The 19,642-nt window shown below is 69.5% G+C and carries 13 protein-coding genes and 1 pseudogene; 7 read left to right on the top strand and 7 right to left on the bottom strand.

From position 1 onward, the window contains the following. The first annotated feature begins 125 nt into the window (after positions 1–125). Positions 126–1,841: a methionine--tRNA ligase gene (gene metG / locus ABIE67_RS24320; protein WP_370260907.1), complete on the top strand. Its 1,716-nt coding sequence runs from the start codon at positions 126–128 to the stop codon at positions 1,839–1,841. 153 nt (positions 1,842–1,994) lie between these two features. Here the strand turns inward: metG (ABIE67_RS24320) and ABIE67_RS24315 are convergent. Beyond that, positions 1,995–2,540: pseudogene (locus ABIE67_RS24315) on the bottom strand (IS200/IS605 family accessory protein TnpB-related protein); the annotation flags it as partial. 428 nt (positions 2,541–2,968) lie between these two features. Here ABIE67_RS24315 and metG (ABIE67_RS24310) point away from each other — a divergent pair. Then, entirely contained in the window at positions 2,969–4,585 is a 1,617-nt protein-coding gene (gene metG / locus ABIE67_RS24310) for a methionine--tRNA ligase (protein ID WP_370260904.1), read from the top strand. A gap of 77 nt (positions 4,586–4,662) precedes the next feature. Here the strand turns inward: metG (ABIE67_RS24310) and ABIE67_RS24305 are convergent, their stop codons facing one another. Further along, complete coding sequence (locus ABIE67_RS24305) at positions 4,663–6,015, bottom strand: polysaccharide lyase family 1 protein (protein WP_370260901.1); 1,353 nt, start codon at positions 6,013–6,015, stop codon at positions 4,663–4,665. Between the two features lie 225 nt (positions 6,016–6,240). On the opposite strand from ABIE67_RS24305, the gene ABIE67_RS24300 reads away from it, so the two are divergent. Continuing rightward, positions 6,241–6,717 carry a hypothetical protein gene (locus tag ABIE67_RS24300; protein ID WP_370260898.1) on the top strand — a complete coding sequence of 159 codons (477 nt, stop codon included), beginning with the start codon at positions 6,241–6,243 and terminating at the stop codon, positions 6,715–6,717. An 85-nt stretch (positions 6,718–6,802) separates the two neighbouring features. Next, a complete protein-coding gene (locus ABIE67_RS24295; protein WP_370260894.1) occupies positions 6,803–7,168 on the top strand; it encodes a PH domain-containing protein in 366 nt (121 codons plus the stop codon). Between the two features lie 91 nt (positions 7,169–7,259). Here ABIE67_RS24295 and ABIE67_RS24290 read toward each other — a convergent pair whose 3' ends face one another. Further along, positions 7,260–7,607, bottom strand: a complete 348-nt coding sequence (locus ABIE67_RS24290; protein WP_370260890.1) for a DoxX family protein — start codon at positions 7,605–7,607, stop codon at positions 7,260–7,262. A 191-nt stretch (positions 7,608–7,798) separates the two neighbouring features. On the opposite strand from ABIE67_RS24290, the gene ABIE67_RS24285 reads away from it, so the two are divergent. After that, on the top strand, positions 7,799–8,479 hold the full coding sequence (locus ABIE67_RS24285; protein ID WP_370260885.1) for a nucleotidyl transferase AbiEii/AbiGii toxin family protein: 681 nt from the start codon (positions 7,799–7,801) through the stop codon (positions 8,477–8,479). Between the two features lie 176 nt (positions 8,480–8,655). Next, on the top strand, positions 8,656–11,778 hold the full coding sequence (locus tag ABIE67_RS24280) for an FG-GAP repeat domain-containing protein (RefSeq protein WP_370260881.1): 3,123 nt from the start codon (positions 8,656–8,658) through the stop codon (positions 11,776–11,778). Between the two features lie 50 nt (positions 11,779–11,828). Here the strand turns inward: ABIE67_RS24280 and ABIE67_RS24275 are convergent, their stop codons facing one another. The 3 genes from ABIE67_RS24275 to aspS form a co-directional block, all read right to left on the bottom strand. Further along, on the bottom strand, positions 11,829–13,160 hold the full coding sequence (locus tag ABIE67_RS24275; RefSeq protein WP_370260879.1) for an MFS transporter: 1,332 nt from the start codon (positions 13,158–13,160) through the stop codon (positions 11,829–11,831). 171 nt (positions 13,161–13,331) lie between these two features. Further along, on the bottom strand, positions 13,332–14,252 hold the full coding sequence (locus ABIE67_RS24270; protein WP_370260877.1) for an intradiol ring-cleavage dioxygenase: 921 nt from the start codon (positions 14,250–14,252) through the stop codon (positions 13,332–13,334). A gap of 139 nt (positions 14,253–14,391) precedes the next feature. Then, positions 14,392–16,155: an aspartate--tRNA ligase gene (gene aspS, locus ABIE67_RS24265; RefSeq protein ID WP_370260873.1), complete on the bottom strand. Its 1,764-nt coding sequence runs from the start codon at positions 16,153–16,155 to the stop codon at positions 14,392–14,394. A 191-nt stretch (positions 16,156–16,346) separates the two neighbouring features. On the opposite strand from aspS, the gene ABIE67_RS24260 reads away from it, so the two are divergent. Beyond that, positions 16,347–18,560: a SpoIIE family protein phosphatase gene (locus tag ABIE67_RS24260; protein WP_370260869.1), complete on the top strand. Its 2,214-nt coding sequence runs from the start codon at positions 16,347–16,349 to the stop codon at positions 18,558–18,560. Here the strand turns inward: ABIE67_RS24260 and ABIE67_RS24255 are convergent. Continuing rightward, a complete protein-coding gene (locus ABIE67_RS24255) occupies positions 18,476–19,588 on the bottom strand; it encodes an AI-2E family transporter (RefSeq protein ID WP_370260864.1) in 1,113 nt (370 codons plus the stop codon). The two genes, ABIE67_RS24260 and ABIE67_RS24255, sit on opposite strands and share 85 nt — an antisense overlap. Positions 19,589–19,642 lie beyond the last annotated feature (54 nt).

Raw genomic sequence — 19,642 nt, 5'->3', positions numbered from 1 at the left:
CAGCCCAACCACCGCCCCCGCCCACGGCCGCCCCTTCCCACCCCTTAAAACAGGAAGCGGGCGGCCCACCCATGTCGGCTACGATTTCAAGGTTCACAAAACGACCGACATGGGAGCAGCCCCCGATGGCTCGACACCTCATCACCAGCGCCCTTCCGTACATCAACGGGATCAAGCACCTGGGCAACATGGTGGGGTCCATGCTCCCGGCGGACGTGTACTCCCGGTACCTGCGCCAGCGCGGGCACGACGTCCTGTACATCTGCGCCACGGACGAGCACGGCACCCCCGCCGAGCTGGCCGCCAAGGAACAGGGCCTCCCGGTCGACGAGTTCTGCGCGCAGGCGCACGACCAGCAGAAGGCGATCTACGACGGCTTCAACCTGGCCTTCGACTACTTCGGCCGCAGCTCGTCCCCGCAGAACCACGAGATCACGCAGGAGATCGCGCGGGAACTGAAGGCGAACGGCTTCATCGAGGAGCGCGCGATCCGCCAGGTGTACTCGATCACGGACGGCCGCTTCCTCCCCGACCGCTACATCATCGGCACCTGCCCGCACTGCGGCTACGACAAGGCCCGCGGCGACCAGTGCGAGAACTGCACGCGCGTCCTGGACCCGACGGACCTGATCGACGCCCGCTCGGCGATCAGCGGCAGCAGCGATCTCGAGGTCCGCGAGACCAAGCACCTGTTCCTCCTCCAGTCAGTGCTGGCCGACGAGGTCGAGGCGTGGGTCGACGAGCGCGCCGACAACTGGCCCGTGCTCGCCTCCTCCATCGCCCGCAAGTGGCTCACCGAGGGCCTGCACGACCGCGCGATCACCCGTGACCTGGACTGGGGCGTCCCGGTCCCGGCCGACACCTGGCCGGACCTGGCCGCCGAGGGCAAGGTCTTCTACGTCTGGTTCGACGCCCCGATCGAGTACATCGGCTCCACGAAGGAGTGGGCGGACCAGGACCCGGAGAACCGCGACTGGCGTTCGTGGTGGTGGGAGTCGGCCTCGGACGTCCACTACACACAGTTCATGGGCAAGGACAACGTCCCGTTCCACAGCGTGATGTTCCCGGCGACCCTGCTGGGCACCCGCGCGCCGTGGAAAAAGGTCGACGTCATCAAGGCCTTCAACTGGCTCAACTACTACGGCGGCAAGTTCTCCACCTCGCAGAAGCGCGGCGTCTTCACGCACGACGCGCTGGAAATCCTGCCCGCCGACTACTGGCGTTACTTCATGATGGCCAACGCCCCCGAGTCGGACGACTCGTCCTTCACGTGGGAGCACTTCACGGCCACGGTGAACAAGGACCTGGCGGACACCCTCGGCAACTTCGTCAACCGCGTCCTGTCCTTCTCCCGCAAGCGGTTCGGCGACGAGGTCCCGGCGGGCGCCGAGCCCGGCGAGGCGGAGGCGAGGCTGGGCGAGGAGATCGCCCGTCTGCTGGCCGAGTACGAGGAGCACATGGAGGCCATCCAGTTCCGCAAGGCGGCGGCAGCCCTGCGCGCCCTGTGGTCGGCCGGCAACTCCTACCTCGAGGAGAAGGCCCCCTGGCTGGAGATCAAGACCAACCCCGAGGGCGCGGCCCTCACTCTTCGTACGGCGATGAACCTCATCCACTTGTACGCGGTGATCTCTGAGCCGTTCATCCCGACGTCCTCGGCGGCCATGCGCGGCGCGTTCGACCTGAAGCACGACACGGCAACATGGGTGACCGCCGAGGAGGCCAAAGCACTGGCCTCCGTCCCGGCGGGCACGCCCTTCACCGTCCCACCGGTCCTCTTCGCGAAGATCACGGAGGAGGACCTGGAGGTATACACGGCACGATTCGGCGGCGAAGCGGCGTAACGGGCGTTCTACGTCAGTCACCGTTGCTGAAGACTGAGCGGAAGTGAGTCCTGCTGCCAGGACTGCTGCTCAGCCGCGTACCCCGAACGGTGTTGAGCACTCCCCCACTGCCTTAAGGGCGTGGGGGCACCCCCCAGGTCACCCGCTTTCGCTCCAGCGGCCCCGGAGGACATCGAAGTGGATACGGTAGGCCACCGCCCGCTTCGCGATGATTCGGTCCCGCCATTCCTCGCCCCGGTGTCTGAAGTTCACGCTCGCGTCCAGCACGTACCGGCTGTGCGGGGCATTGGCCAGGTGAACCAGAGCAGCCGGAAGCCTGATCGAGACCTGGCCGGCATCAGTGATGCGGATGGTCTCGTTGCCCAGGCGCTTACTGGAGTCCCCGTCCGCCGCCAGAAACATCCGCGCCGCCTGCCACCTCTCCCGCCACGCGTCCTGGCTCAGTCCAGCCTGGTCCAGGTGATGGCGCAGGTGGGCAAGCCGCTTGCCGCCACGCACCACGTGCACTCGGCCCGCCGCCCAGTCCGCCTCCAGCACCGCCAGCCGGTCCTTGAGCGCGTACAGGCGGCGGGACTTGGCATGCCACACCGTCCGCGAGCCGTACCCGCGCGGAACTGCGTCCCGCTTACTGGCCTTTGCCCCAAGCGGCCGGGCCGGCCTCGCCTCGATCAAGGCGATCTGTCCCCGCAGCGACGCCATCCCGGCCATCTGGCCGCGCCGCGCCAGTGCCCACTGATCATTCACAGCCTTGGTGATGCTGCCCGCCCAGCGTGCCGACGAGGCACCGGTCAGGTCCCGCTTGCGGCTCGCCCATACGCCTGTGTCATGAGCCGTCCCATGCCTGACACGCACTGCCAGATCACCGGCGGCCAGTGAACCGAGGAACGCCCCGACCTCTCGCAGCACGGTGGCATCCGCCTCCGTGGCCCGCAGCCGAGCGCGGATCGCCGCCCCGCCCCTCCCGGCTCAAAGATCCGCGTCACCACGGCCAACGAGCACCGCCCGGAAAGGTCACGCGTTCGTCCCGCGCACTCCTGTTCCCACCCGAGAGAGCCGAAGAACGCGCGGTAGCCTGCACGTCACTCACACCCGACCGTCTGTGAAGCCCGCCATTACGCTTGCTGAGCATGCAGACCAGGGGACCCGAGTCCGGAGATGCGAAGGCGTTCTACGTCTCGACTCCCATTTATTACGTCAACGACGCTCCTCACCTGGGCCACGCCTATACGACCGTCGCAGGCGACGTGCTCTCCCGCTGGCACCGTCAGCGCGGCGAGAAGGTGTGGTACCTCACCGGCACGGACGAGCACGGTCAGAAGATCATGCGCACCGCGAACGCCAACGGAGTGTCTCCGCAGGAGTGGTGCGACAAGCTCGTGGAGGAGGCCTGGAAGCCCCTCTGGGAGCACCTGGAGATCGCGAACGACGACTTCATCCGCACCACGCAGAAGCGGCACACCGACCGTGTGCAGGAGTTCGTCCAGGACCTGTACGACAAGAACGAGATCTACAAGAGCAGCTACGAGGGCCCGTACTGCGTCGGCTGCGAGGAGTACAAGCTCCCCGGTGAGCTGCTCGCCGGCGAGGGCGAGTACGCGGGTCAGAAGCTGTGCGCGGTCCACAAGAGGCCGGTGGAGCTCCTCCAGGAGGAGAACTACTTCTTCAAGCTGAGCGAGTACACCGAGAAGCTGCTCGCCCACTACGAGGCCAACCCGGACTTCATCCAGCCCGAGTCCGCGCGCAACGAGGTCGTGAACTTCGTGCGGCAGGGGCTGCAGGATCTGTCCATGTCGCGCTCGACGTTCGACTGGGGCATCCCGATCCCGTGGGACGACAAGCACGTCATCTACGTCTGGATCGACGCGCTGCTGAACTACGCCTCGGCGGTCGGCTACAACGAGAACCCGGAGAAGTTCGAGTCGACGTTCCCGGCCGACGTCCACCTCGTCGGCAAGGACATCCTCCGCTTCCACGCGATCATCTGGCCGGCCATGCTGATGGCGAACGGCCTCCCGCTGCCGGGCAAGATCGCGGCCAACGGCTGGCTGATGGTCGGCGGCGAGAAGATGAGCAAGTCGAACCTGACCGGCATCAAGCCGCAGGACCTGACCTCGCACTTCGGCGTGGACGCGTACCGCTGGTACTTCCTGCGTGCGATCGCCTTCGGCCAGGACGGCTCGTTCTCCTGGGAGGACTTCTCCGCCCGCTACACCAGCGAGCTGGCGAACGACTACGGCAACCTCGCCTCCCGCGTGGCGGCCATGGTCGGCAAGTACTTCGGCGGCGAGCTGCCCGCGGCGACGGCCGACGGCGACGCCGAGAAGGCGATCCACGACGGTCTGGCCAAGGCGGTCGCGGAGGCCGACCGGAAGATCGGCGAGGAGCTGGACTTCCAGGGCGGCGTCCTGGCGGTCTTCGACTTCGTCAAGCAGGTCAACGGCTACATCACCGAGCAGGAGCCCTGGAAGGTCGCCAAGGACACTTCCGACGAGGGCAAGGCGCGCCTCGCCACCATCCTCTACACGGCGGCGGAGTCCCTCCGTGCCGTCGCGGTCCTCCTCAACCCGGTCATGCCGGAGACCTCCCGGAAGCTCTGGGACTCCCTGGGCGCGGAGGCCTCCCTCGGCGCCCTCGCGGACCAGAAGGTCCAGGAGGCCGGCGAATGGGGCACGCTCCCGGCCGGTAGCACGGTCACGAAGGGCGCGGTCCTCTTCCCGCGCCTGGAGGAGAAGCCGACGGCGTAACGCACACGGCGGCAACCAGCAGACAGGGGCCCGGGAAGGCAGTCTTCCCGGGCCCTGTCCGTGCGGTCGGTCGCTGCCTACTTGAGGACCCCGGCCCCCGCCGTCGTCGCCAGCTCCGTCACCAGGTTCTTCGCGGAGGTCTGCAGACCCGCCGTGAGCGCCGGCTTCCAGTTCACCGTCGTCTTGATCTTCTTCGAGCTCGCGGCGTTGTAGGCGGCCACGAGGTCGGTCGCCGTGCCGTTGACGAGGTTGCCGGTGCCGGCGAGGGAGCCGGTGCCGTCGCCGCTGAGGAGCTTGGCGGGCTTGGCGCCGGACGGGAGCTTCCAGGCGTTGTGCTCGGCGACGACCTGGGCCTTTGCGCGGGAGTCGATGCTGTACTTCGGGGCGTAGCCGTTGAGCGTGGTCGTGTCGTAGACGTTGTTGTAGAGGTGGATCTGGCCGATGCGGGCCAGCGGCGCCCGCTGCACGATCCCCTTCCACACGTTGTGGTGGATGGTGACCCGCAGCTTGCCGGTGCTGTCGGTGTCGCTGCTGCCGATCAGCATCGTCTTGTCGTGGTTGCTGAACAGGTTGCGCTCGACGGTCACCAGGTCGGAGCCCTTGGTGATGTCGAGGGCGCCGTCGTGGACCTGGTACTTGCGGCCGAAGTAGGACTTCTCGGCGCTGTCGAAGGCCGGGGCGTCGGTGAAGGTGTTGTGGTCGGCCCAGACGTTGGTCGCTCCGCGCAGGGTGACGGAGTCGTAGTTGGAGTTCCACTCGCCCGCCGAGCCGTCGGTCGGGTCCCACTGCGGGAAGCAGTCCTGGGTGTCGGCGAAGGTGAGGTTGCGGACGATGACGTTCTTGACGTTCTGCACCTGGAGGCTGCCGCCCTTGATTCCGGCGTTGGTGCCCGGGACGCCCACGATCGTGGTGTTGGCGGGCACCCGGAAGACGATGTTCTTCTTCTGCTTGTCGGCGGCGGCCTTGCGGGCGTTCTCCTGGGTGCCGGACGGCGCCTTCTTGCCGTAGGTCGCCGGGTCGTAGGCCTTGAGGTAGGCGGAGAGCGAGTAGCCGGTGCCGGAGGAGTAGTCGGCGCAGGTCAGCTTCTTGCCGGCGTCGGAGGTGTTGGCGTCGATGGTGCCCTTGACCTTGATGATCCGGGGCGTGGTGTCGGAGACCGAGCCCAGCGCCTTCACGAGCTGCGCGCGGGTGCTGACGGTGAAGGTGTGTGCGGAGTCGGCCTTCGCGCCGCCCGTCGTACCGGAGCCCGAGGCCGCCCAGCCGTCCTTCGCGGGCAGGGACCGGTGGTACAGGTCGACCGCGCCCGCGTTCGCGTTCAGCACGAGGACACCGGCACCGATGCCGGCCGCGGCAACGGCGGCGGTGACGACGACGGTGCGGCGCTTGCGGAGGGAACGGCGGTGGGTGGGGCGGTGGGAAGGGGCTGCCACGAAATGAGTCCTTACGTGCTTCGGTGAGGCTCGCGCACCGGCGAGCGGGCCCGCGTGAGCGGGCTTCCGATTCCTTCGTGGTCGCGGAGATCGGAAAGGTTGCCGTGAATTTTTTGGCTGAACGGTGGTCAAGTCGCGGACATCACGCGGATGTTGCCCATTGGGTTGGCATCGATCGCCCCCCACCGCCACCATGTCCCCCTTCACGACCGTATGGTTTCCGCCATGGCAGTCCCTGAGGTCATCCCGATCGCCTACGAGCCGCACGGCCGGACCGAGGCGATCGGCTGTTACGCGGACGGGCAGTTCATGGGGTCGGTCATCTACGCCTTCTCCAAGGGGTTCGACCTCGACACCGGCTGGGAAGAGCACAAACGCCTCTATTCGGTCCTGCACACCTTCGACTCCGAGGGCAGGTACCGCGACTCGGAGATCTGGTGCGCGGGCACCTGGGCCGAGCAGCAGCGCGCCCCGCACGGACCCGACTCGGTGCTCGCCCGCGCCCGGGCCCACCTCGCGACCCGGCTGCGCAGCCTCCCGCGCCGTACGTACACGGACATCGCGATCCGTCCCTTCCAACTCACCGTCGACGGCGTGCTGTTCGGCCTGGTGACGGGGGAGGACGAGGACGAGGCGTGGGCCGAGCTCCATCCGGACAACCTGGGTTTCGGTGCACCCTGGGACGGTTCGTACGACACCTGATCGTTTACGCCTCTATGCCTGGACACCCCCGAGGCGCTATACATTGCGAAGATCACGCAAGGCCATCAAGTGGGGGGATCCATTCATGGCACTTTTCGGGAACGCGCACACCATCGACCAGGGGCAGGCGCAGCAGGACTACGCGCGTCTGCTGGGGCACGGTGAGCAGGTGCACGCGGCGTACCTGCTGATACGGGACACCATCCTGTTCACCGACCGTCGTCTCATCCTGGTCGACAAGCAGGGCATCACCGGCAAGAAGGTGGAGTACCACTCCATCCCTTACCGCAGCATCACGCACTTCGCGGTCGAGACCGCCGGCACCTTCGATCTGGACGCCGAGCTGAAGATCTGGGTCGCGGGGACGCCGACGCCGATCGAGAAGACGTTCACCAAGGGCGTCGACATCTACGAGGTGCAGGCGATCCTGACGCAGTTCGTGGCGAAGTAGGGCAGCAGGGCAGCAGGGCAGCAGGGCAGCAGAGCGTGATCCGGGCCGGACGGGGAGGTCCCCGACCGGCCCGGATCGCTTCTCCCCGGCGTCAGGCGACAATGCCGAGCGCCAGGGCGCCGACGACGGGGGCGGCGTAGACGAGCGGGTACGGGATGTGCCCGTACCAACGGGCCCTGGCCACGGTCACGGCGGCGCCGGTGAAGTAGACGACCAGCCCGATACCGGCCAGCACCCCGATCACCGGCACGAACAGACCGACCAGCAGTCCCACGGCACCCGCGCCCTTGGCCAGCCCGAGCCAGGTCCACCACGAGCGGGGCACCCGGTAGTCGGTGAGCGCCCGCACGATCCACTCGGCGCGCATGAGCAGTACGGCGGCGGAGAAGCCGGCCAGCAGGGCGGCAAGGACGGTGAGGACGACGTGGGCTGCGTACATGGCGGGCTCCTCGGCGAGTGAAGGCTGGTGCGGCGGCGGAACGGTGTCTCCGTCGTCCGTCAAAGGGCTGACGCCGGGCAGCGGGAGAGTGTGACAACGCGGGCCGCCCGTCTTTCGGGTGCACGGATCCGCACGCCGACGGCACGCCGGACCGGGCCGAACCCGGCCCGACCGCGATAATCGGGGCCACCATGCTGCCCCCGCACCGCGACCTCCTGCCCGACGTCCTCGCCGTCGGCGCCCGCTACCCGCTCGTCCTGGCCGGCGACTGCGCGGTCCGGGCGCACGGCCTGACCGCCCGGCAGGTGCGGTCGGTGGAGGTGGCGACCGAACACCCCGAGCCCATGGACCAGATCGCGGCCATGGTCCGGCACGGCCTGACGGAACGCGGCTGGCGGGTACGTCCCCTGGAGACCGACCCGCTCTCCGCCCGGCTGCTCGTCACGGACCCCGACACGGGTGAGGAACGTGCCGTCGACCTGCTGAAGGAGACCTTCTGGCGGCCCCCGGTGACGACCGGCCCCGGCCCGGCCCTCTCCCTGGAGGACCTCATCGGCACGAAGGTCCGCGCCGTGACCGACCGGGGTGCCGCGCGCGACCTCGCCGACGTCTATCTGGCCGCGGCCCACTGGAGCTACCCCGACCTTGAGGAACTGGGCCGCCGCCACGCCTGGGACGAGTTCGACCTGGCGGACCTCCAGTCCCGCCTGGAGGCCACGGAGTTGTTGCACGACGGGGAGTTCGTCGTGGGCGGCCTGGACGCGGAGTCGGTTCCCACGATCCGCCGGTGGGCCCGGGCGTGGGCGGACGACATCGCGGAGCGGCTGTTGGAGGAGGAGGCGCTCAGGCCGCCGACGGACGGGGATGAGTGACGGCGCCCTGGAGGAGGGCGGCGAGGCCGGTGGCGGTGACGGTGGATATTCGGCCGTCTTCCGTCCTGAGCCCCCCAGTTCACCTGCGCGAACACCACTCCTCCCCACTCCCCGCCCCTGATAAGATCCGGCCACTTGTGCGAGGGCACGGGCCCTCGTAGGGGAGGGAACCTCACGTGGGCAGACACGCCCTGAGACGGGGCGGGCTGGCCGCCGCCGTCTCCTCACTCGCGGTCGCCGTAGCGGCCGCGTCCGTCGTCGTCCTGTCGGAGGGCGGCGGCTCCGCGGAAGCGGCCGAAGCCGACACCACCGCGATCACGCTGGTCGACCCCAGCACCACCACACCGCGGACCGACCGCCCGTACGTGGCCGGCGACAGCGGCTTCCTGCACCGGCAGACCGGCAGGACCGGAATGCAATGGACCGACTACGCGACGGGTCGGACCGTCACCGTCAAGAAGGCCGACGGCAGCGTCTACGCCCCGTCCTCGACGTGCTACTACATCGACTCCGAGTGCCGTCCGGCCTGGTACGGGTCGGACGGCGACCTGGTCGCCCTGCCGTCGTCGTCGGTGACGTCCTCGACCGTCACCCTCTGGGACCCGGCCACGGCCACGGCCAGGAACCTGAGCTGGCCCGGCTCCACCACGCACGGCTACTACCGGGCCCTGGCCGGGGACACGGTCGTCACCACCTACTCCCTGATCGACAAGGTCGACGGCGAGTGGCACGCCCGCGAGGTGACCGGTGATCCGACGGCCGTGGGGAGCGACGACGTCCTCGCCGCGGACTCCTCGGGCGTGCTCTGGTCGGTCGACACCAGCAGGATCGGCTACATCGACGTCGCCTCGGCCGTGAACACCAATGTGTTCTCCGACGCCACCTACGCCTCGCACTACGTGATGAGCGAGGACCGCGTCGGCTGGTACCAGGAGGGCACCGCCGAGCTGCACCTGAAGTCCCGCGCCGACCTCACCGCCGCCGAGCAGCTCGTCAAGCTGCCCGCGCACCCCGGCGCGCTCGACGGTGACCCGGTCCTGGTCGGCGACTGGCTGCTGCTGCCGCTGTCCTCCCGTGACCTCGGCTCCAAGCTGCTCGCGGTCAGCGTCACCGACCCCTCGGTGCAGCAGACCCTGCTGACGAGCGCCGGCGAGTACGCGCTGGAGACCGCCGACGGCGGCGCCCTCGTCACGGGCGGCGCCGACGCCACCGACTGGTGGGTGCAGCGGGTCAGCCAGGCCGAGGACGGCACGCTGAAGCTGGAGAAGGTCCGGCAGGCCCCGGCGGTGGAGAACGCCAAGACGGGCATCGCGCTCAGCCGCGGCAGCCTGCGCGTCGCCGAGGACGACCCGGCCAGTACCACCACGGACACCACTTCGGTACGCACCCTCACCACCGACGGCTCCACCGCGCTGACGGCGTCCGCCGCCACCGAGAGCGGCTCGATGTACGGGCCGGTCTGCCCGTACGCGGGCACCACCTGCGCGGCGCTGTGGGGGAACCTCTCCGCCGAGGACGTCTACCTGGACACGAACGGCGGCACCGACGAGGGCGAGAGCCTCGGCGACGACCGGCTCAAGGCCATCGGCGGCCACTACCTGGACTTCGGCGGCCAGGGCGGCGCGATCGTGGACGTCTCCGACGACTACGCCGTCTACAACTCCGGCGGCACCACGCCGGCGCAGTACGTGGGCGAGTTCGGCCAGGGCCAGAAGCTGAAGCGGACCGTCCGTGCCGCCGCTCTGAACGGCTCGACCCTCTGGAGCGCCACCACCACCGTCGGCAAGCTCACCTCGTACAGCATCCCGCTGGCGAAGACGCTCTCCACGGTGACCGTGCCGGGCCTGGCCTGTGTGCCGAGCGAACTGCAGGCGGCGGGCCGCTGGGTGTACTGGGCCTGCGGGACGGACTCGGCCGGCGTGTACGACACCAAGGCCGGTACGTCGAAGGCGGTCGCCCCCGGTGACGTGCTGCTCGGCGACGGCTTCACCGTCCGCCACGACCACACCGCCCACACCCTGGTCCTCACCGAGGCGGCCACCGGGAGCACCCGGGTGATCGCCTCCGACCTGGCTGCCAACGGCCTGACGGCGGACCGCCGTTATCGCTGGACGGTCGACGAGTACACCGGACTGGTCGCCTGGTTCGACGACTACGAGCGCACCCACGTCACGACCACCGGCATCGCCCCGTCCGCCGTGACGGCCTTCGAGACGTCGGCCGGCAGCTACGCGGCCCCGAACGTGCCCTTCGAGGCCGACTGGGTGCTGTCCCGCCCGGTCACCTCCTGGTCGCTCACCCTCACCTCCGTGCAGAGCGGCGCGACCGGCAAGGCCACCCGCACGCTCACCGGCGGCGCGACCCCGGACCGGGTGTCGGTGTCCTGGAACGGCAAGACAGCCGACGGGAGTTACTTCCCCAACGGCTGGTTCAAGTGGACGCTGAAGGCGACCGGCCTCGCCGCCGCCACGGAGAACACGGTCACCACCGGCGAGGCCTTCCTCCAGCGCGGAGCGCCGGTCCGCCGCGACTTCGTCAGCCCCGACGGCCCGGACGGCCGCGGCGATCTGCTCACCCTGAACTCCTCCGGTGGCCTGACCTTCCAGAGCGGCACCGGCACCGGCAAGTTCGGCGACAAGTACACCGGCACCGGCTGGGCCACCACCGTCCTGGCCGTCCCCTTCGGCGACCTGAGCGGCGACCGCTGCAACGACGTCCTCGTGCGGTACGGCAGCGGCGCGCTGCGCCTGTACAAGCCGGGCTGCGGTGCCGCGGTCAAGCCGTCGACGTCGTACACGACCCTCGCGACCAGCGGCTGGACGCAGTACAACGTGCTGACCTCGCCGGGTGACGTGAGCGGTGACGGCCGTCCGGACCTGATCGCGCGGAACTCGTCCACCGGAGCGGTCTATCTCTACAAGGGCACGAGCGACGGCAAGCTGGCCGCCCGTGTGAAGCTCTACGACAACTGGAAGGGCTACAAGAAGATCGTCGGCGTCGGTGACATCACCGGCGACGGCAAGCCCGACCTCCTCGCCCAGGACACCGCGAACACCCTGTGGCGCTACAACGGCAAGGGCGACGGCACCTTCGCCGCCCGGGTGAAGCTGTTCGCGAACTGGGGCGGCAGCTACAACGTCGTCGTCGGCGTCGGGGACATCACCGACGACGGCCACCCGGACCTCGTCTCCCGCGACACCAGCGGCAACGTGTGGCGCAACAGCGGTGACGGGAAGGGGTCGTTCGGCTCGCGAACCCAGATCGCGAGCGGGTGGAGCGGCTATAAGTCCCTGACCTGACAGGTCGTTGGTGGAGGGGGGCGGTCCTTCGGGGCCGCCCCCTTCCGCGTTCACGCTCGTGTCGTCGCCGTCTCCGGGAGCGACGGCGCGGCCGTCCGCGTCCGGTGGATGAACGCCACCCCGCACACCGCGAGGACGGAGGCCGCGGAGAGGGTGTACAGGCCCCCGTTGGTGCTGCCGGTGGTGTCCTGGAGATAGCCGAAGAGGGTCGGCGAGACGAAACCGCCGAGGTTCCCTATGGAGTTGACCAGGGCGAGCCCCGGCGCCGCGATCCTCAGGTCGAGCCCCGACTGGGCCATCGGCCAGAACAGCGTGGCCGCGCACTTCCCCCCGACCGCGGCCAGCGTGAGCGCGGCGAGGCCGAACCAGGGGGAGCCGAGGGTGGCCAGGAAGGTGCCGACCGCGGACAGGACGAGGGCGATCGCCAGGTACGGGCGGCGGTCCGGGGCGCGGTCGGTGAAGTGGGCCATCGTGTACATCGCGATCACCGCGCAGATCCATGGCACGGCCGTGAGCAGGCCCACCTGGAAGGGCGACAGCCCGCCGATGTCGTCGACCAGGCTCGGCAGCCAGAAGGTGATCGCGTACCCGGTGAGGGCCATCGCGAAGAACACCGCGGTCAGCAGGGCGACCTGGGGGTGCAGGATCAGCTTCAGGCGGGACGTCCTGGGGGCGCGGTCGCGCGCCTCCTTGTCCCGGGCGACCGCCTCGCTGAGCGCGTCCTTCTCCTCCAGGGTGAGCCAACGGGCGTCCTGGATACGGGAGACGAGGAAGAAGCCGGCGATGAATCCGACCAGGATCGAGAAGGCCCCCTCCAGCGCGAACATCCAGCGCCAGCCGGCGATCCCGCCCGCGCCGTGCAGTTCCAGGAGCGCGCCCGTGATGGGCCCGGTCACGATGTACGCCGTGGCCGAGCCGCCCAGGAAGATGGCGCTCGCCCGGCCCCGGCTGGAGTCGGGCAGCCACTGGGTGAAGTAGAGGAGCACCCCGGGGAAGAAGCCGGCCTCGGCGACGCCGAGCAGGAAGCGCAGGCCGTAGAACATCCACACGTTGTGGATGAAGCACATCGCCACGATCACCGCGCCCCAGGTGATCATGATGCGGGTCAGCCAGACGCGGGCGCCGAACCGCTCCAGGAGCATGTTGCTGGGCACCTCGAACAGTGCGTACCCGATGAAGAACAGCCCCGCGCCGAGGCCGTACGCGGTGGCGCTCACCCCGACGTCGGCCCTGAGCTCGTCCTGGACGAAGCCGACGTTCGTCCGGTCCATCTGGTTGACCAGCAGCATCAGGACGAGGATCGGCAGCATCCTGCGCAGGAACTTGCCGACCGCGCGGCGTTCGGCGTCGGGTATCCCAGACGCCTGGGTGGCTTCCGACATCGTTGTCTCCCCTAGATCGTACACATACATGAACGTGGATCACATAGGCGGGCCCGGGGAACGTTACGGAGGCATCTCTTCAGGGTCAACGGCCTGAACGGATGTCCATACATGTGAATGCGGGGCGGACGTGTTTGCACACATCCGCCCCGCACCTCGTACGTCCGCCGGTCAGGTTCCGGTGTTGGTGGCCTCGGGGTCGACGCCCATCGTGATCGTGGCGACGACGCCCTTGGCGATGTCGTTCTTCTTGTACTTCAGCTTCAGCAGGCCGCCCTCGGTCCCGTTGTCCGGGTAGATGGTGTCCTCGTCGAGCGTGGTGCGGGTGGTGGTGTTGGCGGAGTACGGCTCCACCTCCGCGGACGCCAGCACGGACTCCTCGTCGAAGAAGAACTGACCGGTGTGACAGGTGTTGCCGCCCTCGTACCCCGCGTCCGTCCAGGTGCCGCTCACATGCACCTTGGTGTGGATGTGGACGCAACGGCCCTGGTACCAGCCGGGGAAGATCGTCTTGAACTCCACCACGCCGTTGCGGTCCGTCTTCCAGGTGCCGCGCAGATAGCGCTCGTCGTCCGTCGGCTCCTCGTGGCCGCCACCGCCGCCACCCGGCGCGCCCGAGGGCTCCCCGGACGGGGGCTCGCCCGTCGGCTCACCGGACGGCGGGGTGCCGCCCCCGCCGCTGCCCATGGCCTCGTATCCCGAGTAGACGCCCAGCGCGTTGCAGTGCCAGATGTCGACCGCGGCGTTCCTGATGGGCTTGCACGTCTCGGAGTCGATCACCTTGAGGCGGAGGGTGAGCGGGATGCCCTCCTCGTCCTCGGTCACGTCCTTGCGGAGCTTGTCCGCGTCGATGTAGTAGGGGCCCTCGGTCGTCTCGGAGGTCAGCTGGTAACAGACCTCACCGCTCGACGAGCTGCTCGACGCGGTGGCGGCCGCGGACGCGGAGCCCTTCGTCTCACCTGCGAACGCGCCCGCCGCCAACGTGCCGCCCACACCCACCGCGGCGGCGGCTCCCGCACCGGCGACGACGATCTTGCGACGCGTGAGGTCCCGCTTGTGTTTCGGCCCTTCGGCCGTGTGGTTTCCCGTCATGTGCAGGGAAGCTAGGGACCGCGCCTGTCAGGAGGTTGGGTAAGAGCTGGGTCAGAGCCCTGCATGAGCGCCGTAAACGAAAGTGGCTCGGAACCGACGCCGGTTCCGAGCCACCTACGGCTGCAAAGACCTCGAAGACCTACTTCGGCTGCGGCTTGCGCACCGACAGGTGCAGCTCCTTCAGCCGCGCCTCCTCCAGCTCCGTCGGCGCGCCCATCATCAGGTCCTGGGCGTTGCCGTTGAGCGGGAAGGCGATCGTCTCGCGGATGTTCGGCTCGTCGGCCAGCAGCATGACGATGCGGTCGACGCCGGGGGCGATGCCGCCGTGCGGCGGGGCGCCGAAGCGGAACGCGCGCAGCATGCCGGCGAACTTCTCCTCGACGGTCTCGCGGTCGTAGCCCGCGATCTCGAAGGCCTTGAGCATGATCTCCGGCTCGTGGTTCCGGATCGCGCCGGAGGACAGCTCGACGCCGTTGCAGACGATGTCGTACTGCCAGCCCAGGATGTCCAGCGGGTCCTGGGTCTCCAGGGCCTCCAGACCGCCCTGCGGCATGGAGAACGGGTTGTGCGAGAAGTCGATCGCGCCGGTGTCCTCGTCCTTCTCGTACATCGGGAAGTCGACGATCCAGCAGAACCGGAAGACACCCTCCTCGAAGTGCCCGGCCCGCTTGGCGGCCTCGACCCGCACCGCGCCCATGATCTTCGAGACCTCGTCGAACTCGCCCGCGCCGAAGAACACGGCGTGACCGGCGGCCAGCGAGAGGCGCTTGGTCAGCTCGGCGACGTTCTCCTCGGTGAGGAACTTAGCGATCGGGCCGGAGAGCGAGCCGTCCTCGGCCACGCGGACCCAGGCCAGGCCCTTGGCGCCCTGCGAGACCGCGAAGTCACCGAGCTGGTCGAAGAACTTCCGGGGCTGCGCGGAGACGTCCGGCACCGCCAGCGCACGCACGTGCTTGCCGGCGAACGCCTTGAACTCCGAGCCCTCGAAGATGTCGGTGATGTCGACGAGCTCCAGCTGGGCGCGCAGGTCCGGCTTGTCGGAGCCGTACTTCAGCATCGCCTCACGGAACGGGATCCGCGGGAACGGGGAGGTGACGTGGCGGCCGCCGCCGAACTCCTCGAACAGCTCGGTCATGAGCTGCTCGATCGGCTGGAAGACGTCCTCCTGCTCGACGAAGCTCATCTCGACGTCGAGCTGGTAGAACTCGCCCGGCGAGCGGTCGGCGCGCGCGTCCTCGTCGCGGAAGCAGGGCGCGATCTGGAAGTAGCGGTCGAAGCCGGAGATCATCAGCAGCTGCTTGAACTGCTGCGGCGCCTGCGGCAGGGCGTAGAACTTGCCCGGGTTCAGACGGGAGGGGACGACGAAGTCGCGGGCGCCCTCGGGGGAGGTCGCCGACAGGATCGGCGTCGCCATCTCGTTGAAGCCCAGCGCCGTCATCTTGTGACGAATGGCGCTGATCACCGACGTACGCAGCAGGATGTTGCGGTGCATACGCTCGCGGCGCAGGTCCAGGAAGCGGTACTCCAGGCGCCGCTCCTCGTTGACCCCGTCCTCGGTGTTGATCGTGAAGGGGAGCGGGGCGGCGGCGCCGAGCAGCTCGACCTCGCCGACCTCGACCTCGACCTCACCGGTCGGCAGCTCCGGGTTGATGTTCTCGGTGCCACGGGAGACGACCTTGCCGTCGACGCGGACCGTGGACTCCTTGGTCAGCTTGTCGAGGGCCTCGTACGCGGGCGTGCCGGGACGGGCGACGAGCTGCGTGATGCCGTAGTGATCGCGCAGATCGATGAAGAGGATGCCGCCCAGGTCGCGCCGATTGTGCAGCCAGCCACTCAGTCGGACGTCGGTGCCGACGTCAGAGGAGCGGAGCTCGCCGCAGGTGTGGGACCTGTACCGATGCATCGTCGTTCATCCAGTCTTCGCGGATCGGGGGGGCGTGTTTCACGTGAAACTTCCCCCAAGCCTACCGGGGACCCCAAGATCGGCTCCCCACCATTTGGCCGCGCCCACGGCCCCACCCCGGGCACGTCCCGACCGGGTGCCCCATACAGCTTCGGTGGCAGTCTGCGATCACCTGTTCTTAAAGTAGGGCAATGCGCACTGGTGAGCCCCTGCCCACCGTGGGGGAGGTTCTCGCCGCCCTCGCGACCGGACTGTGGCACTGGAACACCGCCACGGGACTGGTCACAGTCGACGCGGAGGCGGCACGGCTGCTCGGGCTGCCCCCCGAACAGGCCACCCTCAGCCAGGCCCAGGTGCGCTCACGCCTGCACCCGGTCGACTGGAACGAGATCAGCGGGGTGATCCAGCTCGCGGTGGCCGAGGGCACGCTCGGCGAGGCGCGGGTGCGGATCATGGACGAGCGGGGCCGGGTCATCCGGGTCGGCCGCAGCCGCTTCCACGCCTCCTTCGACCGCGAGAAACGGTCGTACGAGGTGACCGGCTCCCTCCAGGAGGTCACCGAACCGACGCCGGGGACCCCTGCCGGGCGTACGGCGGTCACCGGCGACTGGCGGCGCTCACGGGAGGCGTTCCTGCTGGACGCGGGCCGGGCGCTGGCCGAGGCGCGGTCCACGGAGGAGGTGCTGCGGGTCGCGGCGGGCCTGTCGATGCCGGGCTTCTCACCGGACGGCCTCGCGGTGTTCGGCGTCACGGGGGACCGCCTGACGATCATCGGCCACCACGGCCATCAGCCCGGCGACGAGAGCCCCTTCTCGCACATGGCCCTGGACACCGACTACCCGGCCGCCGAGGTGGTCCGCACCGGCCGTGCCGTCTACCTCTCCACGCCCGAGCAGTACAAGGACCGCTACCCCCTCACCTGGCCCCTCGCCGCGCACTTCAACCGGCAGTCCTGGGCGTTCCTGCCGCTGACCGTGGCCGGCCGCACGATGGGCGCCTGGATGGCGGCGTTCACCTATCCGGTCGCGTTCACGCCCGACGAGCGGTCCGTGCTGACGACGGTGGCCCGCATGCTCGCCCAGGCCCTGTCGCGCGCCGAGGCCGCGGAGTCAGCGCGGGAACTCACGGACGGCCTCCAGCGCTCGATGCTGCCCCGGCTGGGCCCCGAGATACCGGGCATGAGGGTCGCCGCACGCTATGTCCCGACCGGCGGCGGGCTCCAGGTCGGCGGCGACTGGTACGACATGATCCCGCTGCCCGGGGGCACCTCCCGGACGAAGTCCGGGCAAGGCCGTTTCGCCCTCGTCATCGGTGACGTCCAGGGCCATGACGTGCGCGCGGCCGGTCTGATGGGCCAGCTCCGGATCGCACTGCGCGCCTACGCCTCCGAGGGGCACCGCCCCGACGCCGTGCTCTCCCGCGCCTCCCGTTTCCTGCACGGGATGACGTTCGGCTCCGTCGACGAGGACCCGTCCGACCTGCGCTTCGCGACCTGCCTCTACGTCGAGGTCGACCCCGCGACCGGCCTGCTGGACATCGCCCGTGCCGGGCACCCCGACCCGGCGATCCGGATGACCGACGGCACGGTGCTGTCCCGCCCGACGGCCGGCGGGCTTCCGCTGGGCATCGACCCGGACGCCGACTACCCGACGACCCGGATCACCCTGGAACCCGGCGAGACCATGCTGATCTGCACGGACGGGCTGATCGAGACCGGCGGCCACGACCTGGAGACCGGCTGGAAGCGCATCCGCGCGATCCTGGAGGACCACGACGGCGACCTGGAGGCACTCGCCGACGCCCTCGTCCAGGCCGTCCACGGCCCGTCCTCCCACCACACCACCGGCCCGCTCGCCGACCGGCGCGAGGACGACATAGCGGTACTGCTGCTGCACCGGGAGGGTGAGGGCTGCGGCTGCGGCGACCCGATCACCGTGCGGCCGACGATCCGGCGGACCATGCTCACGGTCGCGCAGGACGAGCCGGAGCGGGTCGCGGTGGCCCGTCAGCAGCTGCGGGAGCTGCTGCACGACTGGGCCTCCGAGGACCAGGTGGACTCGGCGGTCCTGCTCCTGTCCGAGACGCTCACCAACGTCCTCGTCCACACCGACGCCGACGCCCTGCTCCTCGCCGAGGTGCGGGGTGCCTCGGGGGACCGCCGGATACGCGTCGAGGTGACGGACACCAGCGACGACCTGCCGCACAAGCGTCGGCCCGGGGAACTGGCGTCCTCCGGGCGGGGCCTGATGCTGATCGAGCTGCTGGCCCAGGCGTGGGGCGTGGACCCGCGGGGCGAGGGCAAGAGCATCTGGTTCGAGCTCTACGAGGCGGACGGTGCCGTGGGCTCGGGTGGCTCCGGTGGTTCGGGGGACTCGGAGGGTTCTGAGGGCTCGGGGCCGGCGTAACGCTCCCTCAGTTCGTGGACGACGCCGAAGGCGGCGGCGGTGAGCGGTACGGCGAGGAGCATGCCGAGGACTCCGGCCACGGACGCCCCCGCGGTGATCGCCACCATGACGAGGGCCGGATGCATCTGCACGGTCCGGCTCTGGATCATGGGCGTCAGCACATGCCCTTCCAGGACCTGCACGGCGAGCACGACGGCCAGCACCCACAGCGCGATCACGAACCCCCGGTCGGCGAGCGCGACCAGCACGGCCACCGCTCCCGAGAGGAAGGCGCCGAGGTAGGGGATGTAGGCCCCGACGAAGACGAGCGCGCCGAGCCCGACCGCGCCCGGAACGTCGAGGACCAGCAGCCCGACGGTGATGCAGAGGGCGTCGATGAGGGCGACGAAGGTCGTCCCCCGCATAAACCCCTCCACGGCCCGGAACGCCCGCCGGGCCATGGCCTCCACCACCTCCCCCGCCCCGCCCGGAACGGCGGACCGCAGGGCGTCGGCGGCCTGGTCGGAGTCCCGCAGGAAGAAGAAGACGAGCAGCAGCGCGAGTACGGCCATGGCGATGCTCTCGCCCACGACACTGACCCCGCTGAGGACCCCGGAGGCGGCCGTCCCGCCGAACTTGGTGAGCAACTCCCGGGCGTTGGAGGCGACATCGTCCAGCGAGGTCCCGGCGGCCCCGAAGTGTTCGGCGAGGTCCTCGGCCGCCTGCTTGAGCGCGGTGACGATCTGGTCGCCGGACTCGACGACCGCGGCTGCGACGATGTACACCGCCCCACCGACGACGGCCACCACGGCGACACAGGTCAGCCCGGCGGCGACGGACCGGTTCACCTTGGCCTGCACCAGCCGCCGGTGCAACGGCCCGAGCAGCGCCGTCCCGAGCAGCGCGAGCAGCACGGGCACGACCGCCGTACTGAACTCCACGGCCAGCCGGATCCCGACATAGACGACCCCGGCGACGAGCAACACGACGGCACACCAGGCGGCGAGCCGCCGGACGGGGTCGGGGAGCAGCGGGGTGGGGGCCTGCACGGTTCCAGCGGATCATGCGCGGGGCAGGGCTGTCGTGTGCGGGCGGACCGGGCG

Origin of the sequence: Streptomyces sp. V4I8 (assembly GCF_041261225.1) — a bacterium.
Taxonomy (GTDB): Bacteria; Actinomycetota; Actinomycetes; order Streptomycetales; family Streptomycetaceae; genus Streptomyces.
This window is presented reverse-complemented; position numbering and strand designations above follow the sequence as displayed.

What these genes read in the sequence shown, in the direction of transcription:
- ABIE67_RS24275 (WP_370260879.1), bottom strand. Translation starts at nt 13,160, where the DNA reads ATGTCGGAAGCCACCCAGGCGTCTGGGATACCCGACGCCGAACGCCGC.
- ABIE67_RS24260 (WP_370260869.1), top strand. Translation starts at nt 16,347, where the DNA reads ATGCGCACTGGTGAGCCCCTGCCCACCGTGGGGGAGGTTCTCGCCGCC.
- metG (WP_370260904.1), top strand. Translation starts at nt 2,969, where the DNA reads ATGCAGACCAGGGGACCCGAGTCCGGAGATGCGAAGGCGTTCTACGTC.
- aspS (WP_370260873.1), bottom strand. Translation starts at nt 16,155, where the DNA reads ATGCATCGGTACAGGTCCCACACCTGCGGCGAGCTCCGCTCCTCTGAC.
- ABIE67_RS24270 (WP_370260877.1), bottom strand. Translation starts at nt 14,252, where the DNA reads ATGACGGGAAACCACACGGCCGAAGGGCCGAAACACAAGCGGGACCTC.
- metG (WP_370260907.1), top strand. Translation starts at nt 126, where the DNA reads ATGGCTCGACACCTCATCACCAGCGCCCTTCCGTACATCAACGGGATC.
- ABIE67_RS24300 (WP_370260898.1), top strand. Translation starts at nt 6,241, where the DNA reads ATGGCAGTCCCTGAGGTCATCCCGATCGCCTACGAGCCGCACGGCCGG.
- ABIE67_RS24295 (WP_370260894.1), top strand. Translation starts at nt 6,803, where the DNA reads ATGGCACTTTTCGGGAACGCGCACACCATCGACCAGGGGCAGGCGCAG.
- ABIE67_RS24290 (WP_370260890.1), bottom strand. Translation starts at nt 7,607, where the DNA reads ATGTACGCAGCCCACGTCGTCCTCACCGTCCTTGCCGCCCTGCTGGCC.
- ABIE67_RS24285 (WP_370260885.1), top strand. Translation starts at nt 7,799, where the DNA reads ATGCTGCCCCCGCACCGCGACCTCCTGCCCGACGTCCTCGCCGTCGGC.